This window comes from Gordonia sp. G4, assembly GCF_057770005.1.
Genome location: NZ_CM173442.1, coordinates 1,211,243 through 1,227,350, shown reverse-complemented (window position 1 = coordinate 1,227,350; position 16,108 = coordinate 1,211,243). Strand labels below are relative to the sequence as shown.

General features: G+C 69.6%; 18 protein-coding genes. 2 read left to right on the top strand and 16 right to left on the bottom strand.

The genetic code is table 11. The annotated features are described in order from the left end of the window. Positions 1-146 precede the first annotated feature (146 nt). Positions 147-821: a slipin family protein gene (locus AC3B5T_RS05350; protein ID WP_055476386.1), complete on the bottom strand. Its 675-nt coding sequence runs from the start codon at positions 819-821 to the stop codon at positions 147-149. 568 nt (positions 822-1,389) lie between these two features. On the opposite strand from AC3B5T_RS05350, the gene AC3B5T_RS05345 reads away from it, so the two are divergent. Both AC3B5T_RS05345 and AC3B5T_RS05340 read left to right on the top strand, forming a co-directional pair. Further along, on the top strand, positions 1,390-2,778 hold the full coding sequence (locus AC3B5T_RS05345) for an IS1380 family transposase (RefSeq protein WP_488358381.1): 1,389 nt from the start codon (positions 1,390-1,392) through the stop codon (positions 2,776-2,778). A gap of 407 nt (positions 2,779-3,185) precedes the next feature. After that, positions 3,186-3,392, top strand: coding sequence for a hypothetical protein (locus AC3B5T_RS05340; protein WP_055475618.1), 207 nt, complete (start codon positions 3,186-3,188; stop codon positions 3,390-3,392). Between the two features lie 51 nt (positions 3,393-3,443). Here the strand turns inward: AC3B5T_RS05340 and AC3B5T_RS05335 are convergent, their stop codons facing one another. The 15 genes from AC3B5T_RS05335 to AC3B5T_RS05265 all read right to left on the bottom strand — a co-directional run bounded on the left by AC3B5T_RS05335 (position 3,444) and on the right by AC3B5T_RS05265 (position 16,080). After that, complete coding sequence (locus AC3B5T_RS05335; RefSeq protein WP_156354219.1) at positions 3,444-4,775, bottom strand: MFS transporter; 1,332 nt, start codon at positions 4,773-4,775, stop codon at positions 3,444-3,446. A 51-nt stretch (positions 4,776-4,826) separates the two neighbouring features. Continuing rightward, entirely contained in the window at positions 4,827-5,231 is a 405-nt protein-coding gene (locus AC3B5T_RS05330; RefSeq protein ID WP_010843277.1) for a RidA family protein, read from the bottom strand. After that, entirely contained in the window at positions 5,228-5,560 is a 333-nt protein-coding gene (locus AC3B5T_RS05325; protein WP_010843278.1) for a hypothetical protein, read from the bottom strand. The genes AC3B5T_RS05330 and AC3B5T_RS05325 overlap by 4 nt, the downstream gene beginning before the upstream one ends. Further along, on the bottom strand, positions 5,557-6,666 hold the full coding sequence (locus AC3B5T_RS05320; protein ID WP_055475619.1) for a Rieske 2Fe-2S domain-containing protein: 1,110 nt from the start codon (positions 6,664-6,666) through the stop codon (positions 5,557-5,559). Before AC3B5T_RS05320 ends, AC3B5T_RS05325 begins: the two co-directional genes overlap by 4 nt. A gap of 1 nt (position 6,667) precedes the next feature. Further along, the gene (locus tag AC3B5T_RS05315; protein ID WP_004018951.1) at positions 6,668-6,901 is read right to left on the bottom strand and encodes a recombinase-like helix-turn-helix domain-containing protein; all 234 of its coding nucleotides are present in this window, start codon (positions 6,899-6,901) and stop codon (positions 6,668-6,670) included. Further along, positions 6,898-7,356, bottom strand: a complete 459-nt coding sequence (locus tag AC3B5T_RS05310) for an alpha/beta fold hydrolase (protein WP_010843281.1) — start codon at positions 7,354-7,356, stop codon at positions 6,898-6,900. Before AC3B5T_RS05310 ends, AC3B5T_RS05315 begins: the two co-directional genes overlap by 4 nt. Beyond that, the gene (locus tag AC3B5T_RS05305) at positions 7,353-9,047 is read right to left on the bottom strand and encodes a thiamine pyrophosphate-binding protein (protein WP_055475686.1); all 1,695 of its coding nucleotides are present in this window, start codon (positions 9,045-9,047) and stop codon (positions 7,353-7,355) included. The genes AC3B5T_RS05310 and AC3B5T_RS05305 overlap by 4 nt, the downstream gene beginning before the upstream one ends. A 64-nt stretch (positions 9,048-9,111) precedes the next feature. Beyond that, positions 9,112-9,891: an SDR family oxidoreductase gene (locus tag AC3B5T_RS05300; RefSeq protein ID WP_055475620.1), complete on the bottom strand. Its 780-nt coding sequence runs from the start codon at positions 9,889-9,891 to the stop codon at positions 9,112-9,114. A 96-nt stretch (positions 9,892-9,987) separates the two neighbouring features. Next, a complete protein-coding gene (locus AC3B5T_RS05295; protein ID WP_055475621.1) occupies positions 9,988-10,731 on the bottom strand; it encodes an SDR family oxidoreductase in 744 nt (247 codons plus the stop codon). After that, entirely contained in the window at positions 10,728-11,528 is an 801-nt protein-coding gene (locus tag AC3B5T_RS05290; protein ID WP_055475622.1) for an alpha/beta fold hydrolase, read from the bottom strand. The genes AC3B5T_RS05295 and AC3B5T_RS05290 overlap by 4 nt, the downstream gene beginning before the upstream one ends. Continuing rightward, positions 11,525-12,523, bottom strand: a complete 999-nt coding sequence (locus tag AC3B5T_RS05285) for a VOC family protein (RefSeq protein ID WP_010843286.1) — start codon at positions 12,521-12,523, stop codon at positions 11,525-11,527. Before AC3B5T_RS05285 ends, AC3B5T_RS05290 begins: the two co-directional genes overlap by 4 nt. Before the next feature lie 9 nt (positions 12,524-12,532). After that, positions 12,533-13,483, bottom strand: coding sequence for a PDR/VanB family oxidoreductase (locus tag AC3B5T_RS05280; protein ID WP_488358380.1), 951 nt, complete (start codon positions 13,481-13,483; stop codon positions 12,533-12,535). 44 nt (positions 13,484-13,527) lie between these two features. Then, the gene (locus AC3B5T_RS05275) at positions 13,528-14,046 is read right to left on the bottom strand and encodes a cupin domain-containing protein (RefSeq protein ID WP_010843288.1); all 519 of its coding nucleotides are present in this window, start codon (positions 14,044-14,046) and stop codon (positions 13,528-13,530) included. A gap of 43 nt (positions 14,047-14,089) precedes the next feature. After that, positions 14,090-14,503 (bottom strand): RidA family protein, encoded by a 414-nt coding sequence (locus AC3B5T_RS05270; RefSeq protein ID WP_055475687.1) that lies wholly within the window; start codon positions 14,501-14,503, stop codon positions 14,090-14,092. Positions 14,504-14,559: 56 nt separating this feature from the next. Next, the gene (locus AC3B5T_RS05265; RefSeq protein ID WP_055475624.1) at positions 14,560-16,080 is read right to left on the bottom strand and encodes an aldehyde dehydrogenase; all 1,521 of its coding nucleotides are present in this window, start codon (positions 16,078-16,080) and stop codon (positions 14,560-14,562) included. Positions 16,081-16,108 lie beyond the last annotated feature (28 nt).

Below are 16,108 nucleotides of genomic sequence, written 5' to 3'. Positions count from 1 at the left end.
CCGGGTGACCGGCAGACAACAAGGGCCCCGGCCGGATTCGTTCCGGCCGGGGCTCCTGTCTGCGCTCACCGATTCCGTTCTCGCGTCGCGGTTTCCGTCCCGCTTATCGGATCCGAAAAGCGGGACGGAAATGCGACCGCGGGAACTCAGTCGTCCGACGGGACCTCGGCACCGCCGACGCTGAGGACGACGCGCGCGCCGTAGGGCACCGCCTCGACGAGGCGCAGCTGCGCCAGCGCCGGGTGGGCGTCGAGCAACCGGCCGGCGTTTGCCAGCGCGCGCAGGGCGGCGGTCTCCGCCCGAGCCGCCTCCAGCTTTGCCAGACCGCGGGTCTTGGCGGTGATCACATCGAGGGCCGCGCTGCGTACCTCGGCCGGGATGATGACGTCGCGGATGACGACCTCGAGCACTTCCATGCCCACGGCGCCTGCGGCCTCGGCCGCCGAGGCGCGGATCGGTGCGACGTCGACGGTGTCGCCGCGGCGGATGAGGTCGTCCGCGGCCACGCCGGCACAGAACTCACGCAACGCGATCTGAGCGGTCAGGTACACCGTGCCGATCGGGTCGGAGGACCGCTCGACGAAGGCGACGGCGTCGATCACGCGGGCGCGCAACGTCATCGAGATCCGGACCGCCATGGAGTCGGCGGTGAGCACCTCCTGCGGTGCGACCTGGACCAGGCGCTCGCGCATGTCGACGCTCAGCGTCGCGTCGGGCTTGCGCACACGATGACGACCGGTGGGGAGCGTCTGGACCTCGGCGCCCCGGTAGGCCAGCACGGTGTGGCCCGGTGGGACGGTCATTCGATTGTGGAACAGCATGGCGATCCTCCTTTCCGTTGCGTCGCAATGCTTGTCGGGGCGGGTGAGTTCGGATGGCGACACCGCTCGCGGGCGGGCCGGTCGGTGGGGAACGACGCGGAGCCGCGAACGACCCGGACGACGCCCGCAGAACCAACCGGGCCCGTGCTCCCGGGAGCGGTGCCGCGTCAGGACTCGAACCTGCTCGGGTGGTATCCCTTGCCATCTGAAGGCGGACGAGGATTCCGACGCGCAGAAACACATCGCGGTACCCCGCTCCGGCCTGCTGGTCCTCGTGCCGATCGGGAACTATGCCAGCGTCGAGCGCTGCGGCGCAACGGATTATCGGTTGCGGGTGGGCGGACCCTTCGAGGCTCGTCGCTTGCGCTCCTCGCACCTCAGGGGGCAGGGGGTTCGGCGCTATCGCTCCTCGCACCTCAGGGTGCAGAGGGCTCGGCGCTATCGCTCCTCGCGCCTCAGCCTGGATCCGTGGATGGGTGCGGGGTGTCGATAACGTGAAAATGCCCTCTGAGCTGGAATGATTGGTGGTGTTGAGACACAAAACATTCCAGCTCAGAAGGCACTTTCAGTGAAAGTATCGCACAAGTTCACCGCCACATCCGCTGTCTTCGACGACGACAACCTGGTGTCGCACGCCGGGCTGGTACCGGTCATGGCGGTGGCCGAGTCGACCGGGTTGGCGTCTCTGCTGGACGACCGGGTCGATCTCGGCACCACCCAGGTCGCCTCGGCCGGGGCCAACCTCAAGGCGAAACTGTTGACCGTGATCGCCGGATTCTGTTGCGGTGCTGACAGTATCGACGACCTCGGGATGGTTCGCAGTGGTGGGCACACCCGCCTGTTCGACCACGTGTACGCCCCAGCCACGATCGGACAAACGCTGCGCGAGTTCACCCCCGGCCATGCCCGACAACTCAACGCGGTGATGACCCGGGCACTACCAGCGATGTGCGCCACCGCTGACCTGCTACCCACCGACGGGTCCCGGGTGTTTGTCGACATCGACTCGCTGCTGCGCCCGGTCTACGGCTACCACAAGGCCGGAGCCTCCTACGGGCACGCCAAGATCGCTGGACGTGAACTCCTGCGCAAAGGTCTGTCCCCGCTGATCACCACTCTGTCCGCACCCGATCATCCACCGGTGATCGCCAACGCCTGGCTGCGCGCCGGCCGCTGCGCCTCCGGTAGCGGGGCCGCGAAGATGATCGCTGAAACCCTCACTACTGCACGGCAGTGTGGGGCAAGCGAGGAGATCACCGTACGCGGCGACTCCGCTTATGGCACCGCCGCGGTGATGCGCACCTGCCAACGCCTCGCAGCGACGTTCTCGCTGGTCCTGCGCACCAACACCGCGATCACCCGCGCCATCACCGCGATCGGAGACGACGCCTGGACCCCGGTGCACTACCCCGGCGCGGTCACCGACCCCGACACCGGCGAACTGATCTCCGAGGCCGAAGTCGCCGAAACCCTGCACACCGTGCAACCCCAGTCATCACAGCCGGTCACCGCCCGACTCATCGTGCGCCGGGTCAAAGCCCACCACCCCGCCAACACCGACACCCTGATGCCCGCCTGGCGATACCACTCGTTTTTCACCAACACCACCGACGACACCGTCACCGCCGACATCACCCACCGCCGCCACGCCATCATCGAAACCGTGTTCGCCGACCTCATCGACGGACCGCTGGCACACCTACCCTCCGGGATGTTCGGCGCCAACGCCGCCTGGCTGGCGTTGACCGCCATCAGCCACAACCTGATGCGCACCCTCGCCGCACTCACCGCCACCCCCAGACTCCGCGCCGCCCGCGGCGCAACGCTGCGCCGCACACTCATCGCGATACCCGCCCGACTAGCCCGACCAGCACGAACACCCGTCCTGCACCTACCCCGCCACTGGCCCACCCAACACGCCTTCACCGCCCTGTGGGCCGCAGTGCACACCACCTGACCCCTCAACCCTCACATGCCCACCCACGACCAGGAACCCCAGTGAAAAAGCTGACACAAGGTCAGCGAATACCACACGCCCACAACACAATCAGACACTCAAACACCGCGACCTCACCCGACCAGACCTCATCCACGGATTCAGGCTCAGGGAGCAGGGGGCCTGGCGCGCGCCTCCCACTCTCGTGACCGACAGACCTCAACTCGACTCCCAGACCTCGATCGAAGTCCATCGGTCGAGTTGAAGTCTGCCGGTCGCGGGCCCTTCGAGGCTCGTCGCTATCGCTCCTCGCACCTCAGGGGGCAGGGGGCGGCGCTATCGCTCCTCGCACCTCAGGGGGCGGAGGGCGGCGCCATCGCTCCTCGCGGAGGGCGGCGCTATCGCTCCTCGCACCTCTGGGAGTGGGGATGGAACCGAGGGGCGCCGACCTGCGTCCAAGTGCCGTGATCCCGATACCCACTAATCGTTCCGGCCTCATCCTGCGCGAGCACGCGGTGCGCGCCGGGCTCTCCGACGCCGACCTCGACGAGGCGGTGACCCGCGACCATCTGGTGTGTCTGGGTCCCGGCGTGTTCGCGCTCGCGGTCGGGTACCTGTTGTGGTCGCGGCGGTGACGGCCGGCGTCGAGACGCCGTTCGGCTGAGGCTCGATGCGCGTCAGGCCGGTCAGCCGACCGCCTGTCCGCCGACCGCCTGCCCCCGAAGGGGCGCAGATCCGGTCGACTCGCTACCGGCCGTATCGTCGGGCACCGTCGGTTCCGCGCGACGGAGCAGCAGGATGAGTCCCAGTGCGACCGCGACCGGGCCGCAGGCGATGAGCACGATCGCACTCGTGGACAGTCCCAGTCCGATCAGGGCGCCGCCGACGATCGGGCCGACCACCGATCCGAGCCGACCCATCGAGGACGCCCAGCCGACTCCGGTCGCGGCGGTCGCCTGCGGGTAGATCGACACCGCCACCGCGGCCTGTCCGATCATGCCGGCCTGCAGCCCGAGCCCGACCCCGCCGAACACCAGCAGCAGCAGCGCCTTGTCGGCACCGAGGAAGGCCGACAGGATCAGGAAGACGATGGCGGCCACCGTGGTCCCCGCGAGCACGGAGCTCATGCGGAAGCGGGTCGCGCCGATGATCAGGATGCCCGCGCCGACGATGCTCCCGATGCCCAGGGCAGCCGAGCCGAGCGGGGCGAGTCCGGTGCTGAACCCGTAACTCGTGAGCAGGGTGGGCAACCACGACGAGAAGATGTAATAGACCGAGAACACCATGAAGGCGAAACCCCAGAGCAGGAGGGTACGTCCGCGGACGGCCGGGTCGAAGAGCCGGGCGACCGCGGCATGGTGACGGGCGTCGGATCCGTCGACCACGCCGGTGACGGCGCGCTCATCGGGCAGCCACAGCCAGAGGAAGGGCAGGAGCAGCGCGGAGGCGATCGCGCCGACGACGAACACCGACGGCCAGCCGTACGAGGTCACCAGCCGTGACCCGAGGACACCGGCGATCAGCGCGCCGAGCGAGATGCCCATCGTGACGAACACCGCGATGGACTGCCGGTGCCGGGCGGGGTTGAGCGCCGTCGCCTGCGCCACGGCCGCCGGCATGACTGCGCCGAGACCGAATCCGGTGATCAGGCGGAGCGCGCTCAGTTCGACGATGTTGCCGGCCCAGGCCGTGAGCATGCTGCCGATGGTGAAGACGACGACCGCGGCCAGGATGACCTTGCGGCAGCCGAAGCGCGCGGTGAGCCGTCCGACCGCGATGTAGCCGAGTGCCACTCCGAGACTCGTCAGCGAGAGCGCCGGGGTGAAGTGAGATGCCGGGACACCCCAGTCCTCCTTGAGCGCCGGCACCGAGAGGCCCAGGGCGATGGTGTCGTAGCCGTCGAGGACGACCGCGACGAAGGCGAGGATCAGCACCGGCCAGTTGGGTGTGGTGATGGCCGCTGAGGGATTGGGTGCTGCGGGATTGTTGGGGCTGTTGGAAAGAGTTGGTCCGCTCACGATGGCGTCCTCGGTGTGTAGTCGGCGTGGCTGACGCCGGTTCGAGTGATTCTAGTCGGCCGCGGGTGCGGCCTTCGGGAGGAATCCCTGTGCCTCGACCTCGACGCTGAGGCCCGGCTCGACCAGTGCCGACACCTCGACGAGGGTCGAACACGGGAAGTCTCCGGAGAACATCGCGCTCCGGGCGCGTCCGACGGCCGCCTTGTCGGCGATGTCGGTGACGTAGATGCGCAACGCGACGATGTCGTCGACCGTGGCGCCGCACGCCTCGGTCAGTGCGCGAACACGCCGAAAGGTCTCGACGGCCTGGGCATGGGTGTCGTCGCCCCCGACCGGGCCGTCTGGGCCGCCGGCGTGCATCCCCGACAGGAAGAACTGGTCGCCGACGACACGGGCGTTGCTGAACATGTCCCGACGCGGCGGTTCCGCGACGTCGGGATGTCCGACCCGGCTCATGGCGTCACCGCTCGTCGGGCGTCGGATTCGCGGGTCAGTCGTTCGCGCACCGGCACGAAGTCGTACGTCGGGTAGAAGTCGGTGGCGAACGCACCCCAAGCCCGGCGTTCGAGTTCGACGTTCACCGCGGGAAGGCGGTCGGCCGGGAGTCGGAGGGTGACGACCTGTCCGAGCCCCATGGCGACGACCCAGGAGACGATCTCGCAGCCGGCAGGCGGAAAGCCATGCCACCAGTCGTGGTCGTCGAGCCGCCCCTGCAGCTGCTCGAGGTCCTGACTCTGATCGTGGCGTAACACCACGGTCAGCAGCATCGTCTCGTCGGCGCTCATGCGTTCGCGCTCGCGAGTCGTTCGGCCTGGGCGACGGCGTCGGCGCGATAGATGCGGCGAATCCGGGAGACCCCGAGATCGTGCTGGTAGAGGTGCTCCTCCCGGTCGGCGTCACCGGCGAGCGCCTCCAGGACGAGCCGGTCCTGTTCGAGGACCTCCCAGTGCTTGGCCTCCAGCGTCGTGCGGTACAGGAACCGCCAGGTCTCGCGCTCCCATCCGCTCACGCGGCGCGTGCGCCAATGGAAGATCGCCGACGTCGACCGGTCGATCGGCGTGCTCATCCCGACGATCCCGAACACTCCGCCCGGACCGGCGCCGGGACCGTACGGGATCTCGAGGTCGACGTAGTCCATCGATCCGCGGACGAATTCCACCCAGTCGAAGTTGACGCCGCGCTGGTCGGTCTTCTCGAAGAAGAAACCGCGGTCGGTCTCCCGGATGCGGAACCGCGCGGAGGTGTCGCCGCCGAACATCGAATGCGAGTTGCGGTGCAAGAACGCGCCGTGCATGGGGTCGAGGACGTTGTCCATGTAGAACCGCCACGGGCCCGCCCACTCGGCGAAGTTGCCGAACCAGGACACCTCGGGATCGGACAGACGGTCCGGCAAGACGAACGGGGTCGGCACCGAATCCGCGGTCAGCGGCAGGAAGGCGAAGATCGTGTCGGCCGCCTCGACCACCTCCAGCGACACCGTCGCCCGCCGGCCCTCGAGTGCGCAGCCCGGCATCCCCGGAACCGACACGACGGTGCCCTCGCCGTCCACCTGTACGCCGTGATAGGCGCAGGCGATGCGGTCGCCGAGATGCTGACCCACCGACAGCGGCGCGCTGCGGTGCGGGCAGCGGTCCTCGAGCATGCGGACCCGTCCCTGCGCGTCGCGGAACAGGACCCAATCGACCTCGAGCCGGCGGACCGGGACCATGGCCCCGGGTTCGAGCATCCGTGAGGGGAGGATCGGGTACCAGCGGTCCCGGAGGCCGGTCGCCGCGATCTCGTCGGCGTCGAGGTGACGGCGGGTGCCCACGGCGTAGGTATGAGTACGGCGGGCGGAGGGCCGACTGCGGCCCGCGGACCGCTGGTCGGACGTGGGCTGTGTGGTGGTCATGTCATTTCCCCAATCTGCGCATCTCGGCGCGGAAGGTCTCGGCGGTCCACGGGCCACCGTCGGGTCCGTGGAGGCCGAGGGCGTTCAGGCCGTCGGTGACCTCGTCGAGAGTCGTGGCCCCCGCGGTGAAGATCTCGGTGACCGAACCGGCGAGCTTGAGCTCGTAAGGTGTCAGCGGCTCCGGATGGGTTTGGTGTGTCTCGAGGTACGGCTCGCGGGCCGGGCGGGTCATCATCGGAGAACTCCTTCGTCGATGAGTGGTGTGGGCTGGGCGAGGAGACGGCCGTCGCGGGCGGCGAGGCCCTCGGCGATCGCGACGAACGAGACGGTCCACTCCTCGAAGGACTCCCGGCATTCGGTGTGCGCGGGGACGGGCGCGCCGTCGAGGACGACGAAGACGCCGTTGTCGATGTCACCCGCAAGCGTCTGTGCCGCACCGAGATCGGTGTCGGCATCCGGCGCGGATGCGAGGACCAGGGTCGGAACCCGGACGGAGGGAAGCATCTTCGTCGTCTCCTCGGTGAGGGGTGCGGGCTCGGCCAGGATCAGGCTCAGCACCAGATCCGGGTTCTCGACGGCCAGCGCGACCGCATCGGCGACATCGGTCCCGGAGGCGAAGACGTGGGCCTGGTCACCGGAACGCACCCGCGTTGCGAGCTCGTCGTCCCACCAGAGGGTCGGAGCGGTCATGACTGGGTCCCGGAGGGCTCGGGCTCAGACGGAACGTGCACGGGCGGGACGAACGGGCCGGGAGTGGGCTCGATGGCTTCGACATCCACCTCGATGAACGACGGTCCGCCTCGGTTCACCGCGTCCGCCAGGGCCTCGGCGATGACGCCCGGACCCCGCACGAGCCGGTAGGGGATGTCCATCGATGCGGCGAGCAGGTCGAACCGCGGAGTGTGCAGGTCGACACCGGAACGTCGGAAGCCGTTCTTCTGCTGCATGTTCCGCAACACTCCGTACCCGCCGTCGTTGACGACGAGCACGATGACCGGGGCGCCGGACCCGGCCAGGGAGGCGAGTTCGCCCAGGTGTACGGCGAGTCCGCCGTCACCGGCCAGCACGAGGGTGGGGACGTCGGGTCGGGCATGGGCAGCACCGATCCCCATGGCGAGTCCTTGACCGATTCCGCCGCCGAGCGGGAAGATGTTGGTCCCGCGCTCGTAGATCGGGAGCAGCCGGTTGCCCCACTGGCTCGATGGGATCGTCACGTCGCGGGCGATCACCGAACGGCGCGGCAGCGCATCACGGATCGCGGCGCAGATCTCGGCGTAGCCACCGATGTAGGTCGCGAGATCTGTCCGGACCTCCTCACGGACGGAGGTCACGCGCGCCGGCCACTCGTCGGTGGTCGCGACCGCGTCGAGCTGCTCGAGGATGGCCGTGATCGTCTGTGCGGCGTCGCCGACGAGTCCGACCGCGGCGGGGTAGACGCGTCCGATCGTCGTCGGTTCGACGTCGATCTGGATCAGATTCTCCGGCAACGACAGTGAATAGGACGCTGTCTCGTTCGACCGGAAATGGGTGCCCACGGCGAGCAGTACGTCGGCGTCGTCGAGCAGTGCCCGCACCGCTGGGGTGGTGGCGAAGTTGCCGATGACCAGAGGGACGTCCTCGGAGACGATCCCGCGTCCGGAGTTGCTGGTGAGGATGCCCGCACCGAGACTCCGCGCGAGCTCGGCCACCTGGTCACCCGCTCCGGCCGCGCCGCCACCCAGCCAGAGCAGTGGCCGTTCGGCGGTGCGCAGAAGGTCGGCGGCGCGGGCGATGGCGTCGGGGTCGGCGGAAGGCGTCGACACCGTGACCGACGGCGCCGGCCGCTGGGCATCCGGGGCGGCGAGATACTGCAGATCCGTGGGCCATTCGACGCTCGCCGGACCCGACGGTGCGGTGAGTATCCGCGCGATCGCGGTCTCGAGTTCGGCCTCGACGTCCTTGGCCTCGGTGATGGTGGTGGCGTACGCCGAGATCGCGTCGAGCATCTGCGGCTGGCCCGGGAACTCGTGGATGACACCGCGACTGGCGGCCGGCCGGTCGGGTGCGAGGAATTCGCTCTCGATCTGTCCGGTGATGTGCAGGACGCGGCTGCCCGCGGTGAGTGCCTCCACCATCGAGCCTGCGGCATTGCCTGCTCCGGTACCGGTACTGGTCAGTGCGACGCCGAGACCGCCGGACGCGCGGGCGAATCCGTCGGCGGCGTTCACCGCGGCCGCCTCGTGACGCATCTCGACGAAGTCGAGCTCGCGGTCGACGGCCTCCACCAGCGGGAGGTTGTGGATGCTGATCACCCCGAAGACGGTGGTGACGCCGTGCCGGCGTAGCACGTCGACGAGGACGTCGCCGCCGGTCGGGCGGCGGTTCCCGGTGTGTTCGGTCATCGGATGGGTCTCCTGTTGCTGGGCTGGTCCGGGGTGGACGGGACTGGGATCGGACACGACTGGGTCAGACATAGCGGTGGACCCCGCCGCCGACCTCGAGCGTTGCGCCGGTCGTGTAGCTGTTCCGCGGCGAGAGCAGGGTGGCGATGGGGAAGGCGAGTTCGTCGGCGGAACCGAAGCGGCCCAGCGCGATTCCGCGGTCGTCGGCGATCTCCGCGCTCCAGGCCGCGAAGTCCTCGGCGCCGCTCGCGGCGAACCTGCGCTGCCACTGCCCGGTGTCGATGAGGCCGAGCAGTACCGAGTTGACCCGCGTCCCGTCGCTCGCGAGCTCCTCGGCGAGCGAGCTCGACAGGTTCAGCAGGCCCGCCCGGGCTGCCGAGGTGACCGCCAGGCGGGTTTCGGGCTGTCGGGACAGGATGGCGTTGACGATCACCACGGAGCCGCCGTCCGACGCCGCGAGCGCGGCACGCGTGGCACGGATGACGTGCAGCGCGCCGAAGATCTTGAGGTCGAACTCGTCGCGGATCTCCTCGTCGGTGGTCTCGTCGAGTGTGCGCATGAGCGACCGCCCGGCGTTGCAGACCACGCCGTCGAGACCACCGAGGCGGTCCACGGCGGTGGCGACGAAGGCGTCGACGGACGCGCGGTTGGTGACGTCGCACGAGGCGGTGACCACATCGGTGATGGCGGCGAGATCGGCTGTCGCGGAACGGAGACGGTCCTCGTCCCGGGCGCAGAGAGCCAGCCGCGCACCTTCCTCGGCGAGCAGCCGGGCGGTGGCGAGACCGATCCCGGAGCTCGCGCCGGTGATCAGCAGCCGGCGACCGGCGAGCTGCAGGTCCATGGGTACTCCTCGGGCTGGGTTGGGGCTGGGGCGGATTGGGGGCCGGGGTTGATTGGGGGCCGGGGCGAAGGGTGGCTGGGCGCGGGGGACCGCGTCTCAGCGGAAGATGAATCCGCCGTCGACGACGATGGTCTGACCGGTGACGAAGGCGGCGTCCTCGGACAGCAGGAAGCGGACCACCCCGGCGACGTCCTGCGGGGTCTGTTCGCGGTCGAGTGCGCGTCCGGCGGCGTAGGTGCGGTAGCGGTCTTCGGGGACGCCTTCGGTCGCCTCGACCCGGATCAGGCCGGGCGCAACGGCATTGACGCGGACGCCGTGGGGTCCGGCGTCGCGGGCCATCGATCGCGTCATGCCGATGACCGCCGCCTTGGACGACACATAGTGCACCAGGCGAGGCGACCCGTACATCGCGACGTCGGAGGCGATGTTGACCACCGCGCCGCGCGAGCGGGACAGCAACGGCCACAGGTACTTCGTGACCGACCAGGTGCCCCGGACATTGACGTCGGTCAACCGGCCGAACTCGTCGTCGGCGAGGTCGAAGAACGTCGCGCCGCCCACGCCGTCGGCGATCGCCGCGTTGTTGACGAGGCCGGTCACGTGGTCGCCGTCGGTCTCGAGGCGATCGGCGAGCGCGCGGACGGCGTCGACGTCGGCGATGTCGGTGACGACCGCGCGGGCGTCATGACCGGCGTCGCGCAAGGCGGCCTCGGCCGCGAACGCGGTGCCCGGGTCGCGTTCGGCGATCACAAGCCGGTGCCCGTCGGCGCCGAGACGTTCGGCGATGGCACGGCCGAGTCCGCGTCCGCCGCCGGTCACCACCACGGTCCCGGCGCTCACGGCAGCGTCCCGACGAAGCTCAGGACGTGATCGGCGATGACGTCGGGTTGCTCCTGGATCGCGGCGTGGCCCGCATCGGGGACGATCCGCAGCTCGGCGCCGGGGATCTCGTCGGCGAGGAGGCGTGATTCGTCGACGCCGGTGGCGGTGTCGTGCGCACCGACGAGAACGAGGGCCGGGCGGGCGAGCCGGACGAGGTCGGGTCCGAGATCGGTCGCGGCCATGTACCGGGCCGCGGCGGCGAATCCGGGCTCGCGTATCCCCGCCATGGTGGCGCGGACCTCGGCGGTGACCGCCGGATCGCAATCCGGTGCGGTGAGCGCGTCGGCGCGGTCGGCCGCCACGTCAGCGGCGCCGCGGTCGACGAGATCGGGTATGCGCGCGAGCATTCCGGCGGCCCGCTCGGTGGTGACGCCGGAACCGCGGGTGCTGTCGGCGATGACGAGTGCGGTGACGAGATCGGGTCGGCGCAGCGCCAGATCCATGGCGATCACGCCACCCCACGACGTGCCGAGGAGTACGACCGGCTGTCCGGGGACGAGCACCTCGATGAGTTCGGCCATCTCCTCGACGGGGCCGATGCCCGGCCGCGGATCAGCCGAACGTCCGTATCCGGGTGCGTCGGGGCACCAGCAGTCGAGACCGGCGGCGGCCAGCCGCGCGGCAAGCGGGCCGCACGACGTGGCGCTGCCGCCGATCCCGTGGAGCAGCACCACGCTGTGCCTGCTCCGGATCTCGCGGCTCGACGGGTGCGCGACGACGTGGACGCGGTCGAGCACGGTGACGGTGGTGGTCATGCCACGCCCACCGTCTCGGGCAGATGGATGAAGTAGTCCGGATCGCGCGGGGTCACCAGGGAGCTCGCGCCGTGGTCGGGGATGCCGGCCATGGCCGAGCGGACCGCGGTCGTCGGCGGGCCCGCGGTGCCCCACTGATCGGAGAGTTCCGGTGTGCGGCGCCAGGTCCGGCACAGCCAGGCGTCCTCGTCGATCTGCGCGACCTCGGACGTGTATTCGCAGACCAATCCTGCCGGGTCGGTGAAATAGGAGAACGTGTTGTCGCCGGGACCGTGCCGACCCGGTCCCCACTGCGGGGCGATCCCGTGGGAGCGCAGGTTGCCGATGCCGCGCATGAAGTGGTCGATCGAGGTCATCTCGTAGGCGACGTGGTTGAGCGCCGGCCAGGCCGCCTGGTTCAGCGCGATGACGTGATGCTCGGAATTGCACCGGAGGAACGACATCTGGCGCTCCGACCAGTCCGACACCCGCATTCCGAGGACCTGGGTGTAGAACGCCGTGATCCGTTCGATGTCGGTGGTGTTCAGCACGACGTGGGCGATCTTGCGCGGGATGGCACGACGACCCGCCGGCTCCTGCGATGACACGGCATGGACGTCCGCCGACAGCTCGACGGTGCGTCCCTCCGGATCGACCAGTGCGAGACCGTAACCGCCGCCGGCGTCGTCGAGCGGACCGGGCTCGCGGAGCAGCGGTACACCGATCCGGTCGAGTGCGCGGGCGGCGTCGTCGACCTCACGGGGTGTCCCGAGTGCGAAGCTGAAGCCGCCCAGGGCGTTCGCGTCGCCCCGGCGGAGGTTCAGGACGTGGTGCTCGGTGCCGGTGGCGCGGAGCCAGAACCGGTCGCCGTCCTCCTCGACGGTGCTCAGTCCCCACACCTCGTGATAGAAATCGCGCGAGGCCAGGGGATCGGGGACGCTCAGGGTGACCGACCGCAGGCTGCGCAGACGGCACACCGGCCGGTCGGTGAGAACGGGAAGCTGGGAGTAGAGCACGGGATTCCTCTAGATGTCGAGTACGAGTTCGGCTGAGCGGCAACGTGAGACGCAGGGAAGCATCAGCTGACCGCTCGCGTGTTCGGTGTCGGTGAGTACGAAGTCGCGGTGGTCGAGGTCGCCCTTGACGACCGCGACCTCGCAGGTGCCGCAGATGCCTTCCGTGCAGGAGCTGGGGACATCGACGCCCGCGTCGGCGAGTGCGTCGAGCACGGATTTGTCGGCCGGTACCGGGATACGCTGCCCGGTCCGGTCGAGAACGACGTCGAACGCGGTGTCCCCGCTGGTGTCCACCTCGACGACGGGCGCGGCGAAACGTTCGCTGCGCAGGGAGATGTCCGATGGCACGACGGTGGCGACCGCGTCGAGCAGTGCGCCGGGCCCGCAGCAGTACGCCACCGATCCGGGCGGGACGTCCTCGAACAGCGCTCTCAGGTCGGGCAATCCGCCGCGCTCGTCGTCGGCATGAACGGTCGACGCCGAGTGCGCGGCCACCTCGTCGACGAAGGCCATCGACCGTCGTGACCGGCCCGCGTACAGCATCTGCCAGGACCTGCCCTCGGACTCCAGCCGGCGCATCATCGCGACGATCGGGGTGATTCCGACCCCGCCGGCGATCAGGATGTGGTGTGCGGCATCGGTATCGATCGAGAAGGCGTTGCGCGGGCCGTCGACCTCGATCTCGGCGCCGACGGGCAGCCGGTCGTGCACGTAGGTGCTTCCGCCCCGGGAGTTCTCGGCCCGGAGGACGGCCACGGTCCATCGTGACGTGTCCTCCGGCGCCGAGCACAGCGAGTACTCCCGAACGAGTCCGTCCGACAGACGAAGTGCAACGTGGGCTCCGGGTTCCCACGCGGGGAGCGCGGCCCCGGACGGATCGACGAGCGTCACGCTCGTGACGCCGTCGGCCTCCCAGGTCTTCTGGTGCACCCGAAGAACTCTCGTGGTGTCTGTGGACATCGCGGATACCTCTCGTGGTCAGGTTCGGTGGCGAACGCCGGCGTTCAGCGCGTGACGCCGAACATCTCCGAGCTCGGCGGGTAGGTGGGCAGCTGCGGCTTCTCGGCGCCGATGATCACGCAGAACAGCGCGTCGGTGTCGCCGACGTTGGCGAGGCTGCGGGGGACGCCGGCGGGGACGCGGATCAGGTCGCGGTATCCGAGGCGACGAACGGCCTTCTTGGTCCCGTCCTCCACGTCGTGGACGGCGACCTCGAGCTCGCCTTCGAGGACGAAGAACACCTCTTCGACGTCGTGGTGGGTGTGCTCGGGTCCGACGGCGCCTGCGGGCAGGCGCATGTTGGAGAAGGTGAAGTGGTCCGACGGCAGTGTCCGGCTGTCGTTCTCGTGGTTGCCGGTGGCACCTGAGCCGATGTAGCGGATCTGGGCGCGCTTGAAGCGGTCACCGCCGGCGGCGGCCTGGAATCCGAGGGTGTCCCAGTCCTCGTGGCGGGTCTCTCGGCTGGCGATGCAGGAGTCGATCTGCTGCTCGAGGTCGGCGACGGTCTTCTCTGGTGCGGTCATGGGATGGTTCCTCTCGGTTCTGGGGTGGGGTCGTGGGCTGTGGTCAGGACGCGTGGGCGATCGCTTCGATCTCGACGGTCGCGCCGTAGGGCAGCGCGGCCACCTCGACGAAGGACCGGGCCGGGCGCGGTGCGTCGAAGACGCTCTCGTAGTGGCGGTTCGCGGCATCGCGCAGGGAGACGTCGGTGACGAAATAGGTGGTCTTGACGACGTCGGACAGGGTCATGTCGATGGTGGCCAGGCGTTCGCCGAGACGGGCCATCGCCGCGTCGAGGGCGGCTTCGACACCCGGTACGGCAACGCCGTTCTCGTCCACCGACAGTGCGCCCGACACGAATCCGAAACCGGCGACGGCGAATGCGGGACTGTACGGGTGCGCGGTGGCCTGTTCGGTTGCGGCGGTGTCGATCGGGGCGGAGTCGATCGGGGCGGTGTCGATCGAGGCAGGGGCGGTCATGGGCGTGGGTCCTTTCATCGGGGTGGGCGGTTCGTCGGGGTGCACGGTCCGAGCGGTCACGGGTGGCGACCCCACGCGATCGGCTCGTCGCTGCGGTCGAGGTAGATGCTCTTCTGGTCGGAGTACTGCCGGATCGCCTCGCGTCCCTTCTCGGTGCCGAGCCCGCTGTCGCGGAGACCGGTGAACGGCGTCGAGATCGAGAACTGCTTGTAGGTGTTGACCCAGACGGTTCCGGCGTCGACGGCGTCGCCGAGCCGCAGGGCGCGCCGATAGTCCTCGGTCCACACGCCGCAGGCGAGTCCGTAGACGGTGTCGTTGGCCTGGGCCACGACGTCGGCCTCGTCGTCGAACGGGATGATCACCGCGACCGGCCCGAAGATCTCCTCCTGGCTGATCCGGTCGGTGTTCGACACCCCGGTCAGGATCGTGGGTGGGTAGTACCAGCCGTCCGCCAGCGGACCGTCGACGGGAACGACTCCACCGCAGCGTAATTCGGCGCCGTCGGCCACGGCTTGGCTGACCTGCGCGGCGACCGAATCGCGGTGTGCAGCCGAGATCATCGGCGCGACGTCGGTGGCGGGGTCGGTACCCGGACCGATGCGCAGTCGCTGGGTGCGACGCACCAGATCGTCGGTGAAGGCCTCGAAGATGCTGCGCTGGACGAACACTCGCGAGCCGGCGATACAACTCTGCCCGCTGGAGGAGAAGATGCCGTACAGCACTCCCTGCGTGGCGCGCTCGACGTCGGCGTCGGCGAAGACGATGGTCGGGGACTTGCCGCCCAGCTCGAGGGTGATCGGCATGAGCTTGTCGGCCGCGATCCGGCCGAGGTGCCGCCCGGTGCTCGTCCCGCCGGTGAAACTGACCTTCGCGACGTCGGGGTGGCGGACCAGTGTTTCGCCGACGGTCCGGCCCGGTCCGGGAAGGACGGACAGGACACCGCGCGGCAGGCCGGCCCCCTCGCAGATGCGGGCCAGCAGCAGGGTCACCCAGGGCGCCCAGACCGGCGGCTTGCTGACCACCGCGTTGCCCGCGGCCAGCGCGGGTGCCAGCTTCTGGGCGTCGGAGGCGATCGGCGAGTTCCACGGCGTGATGGCGCCGACGACGCCCATGGGGCGGTGCGTCGACATCGTGAGCCACGGGCCGCGCGGGGTCGTGAGCACTCCGTCGGAGGTCTCCGCCGCGGCGGCCATGTACCGGAAGGTGTTGGCCGCACTCGCGGCAAGAGCCGACGTCTCGGCAAGGGTCTTGCCGGTGTCGAGGGTCTGCAGGCGTGCAATGCGATCCCGGGCGGCGTCGATCCCGTCGCCGATCCGGTGCAGCACCGCCGCGCGTTCGTGGGGAAGTGCACTCGCCCAACCGCTTTCGTGGGCCGCGCGGAGGCCGGCGCGGACCGCGGTGTCGACGTCGGCTGGCGTGGCCCCGTGCAGCGTCGCGAAGACCCGGCCCGTCGCGGGGTCCACGGACTCGATCAGGTCGCCGGCGCCGACCTCCCAGTGCCCGCCGACGTAGATGCGGTCGTCGAGATCGCGGGCGTCGATCCCGGGATGGGTGGAGGTACTCGTCACGAGGGGCATGTGAATCCGTTCAGAGGAGGTGGCCGAA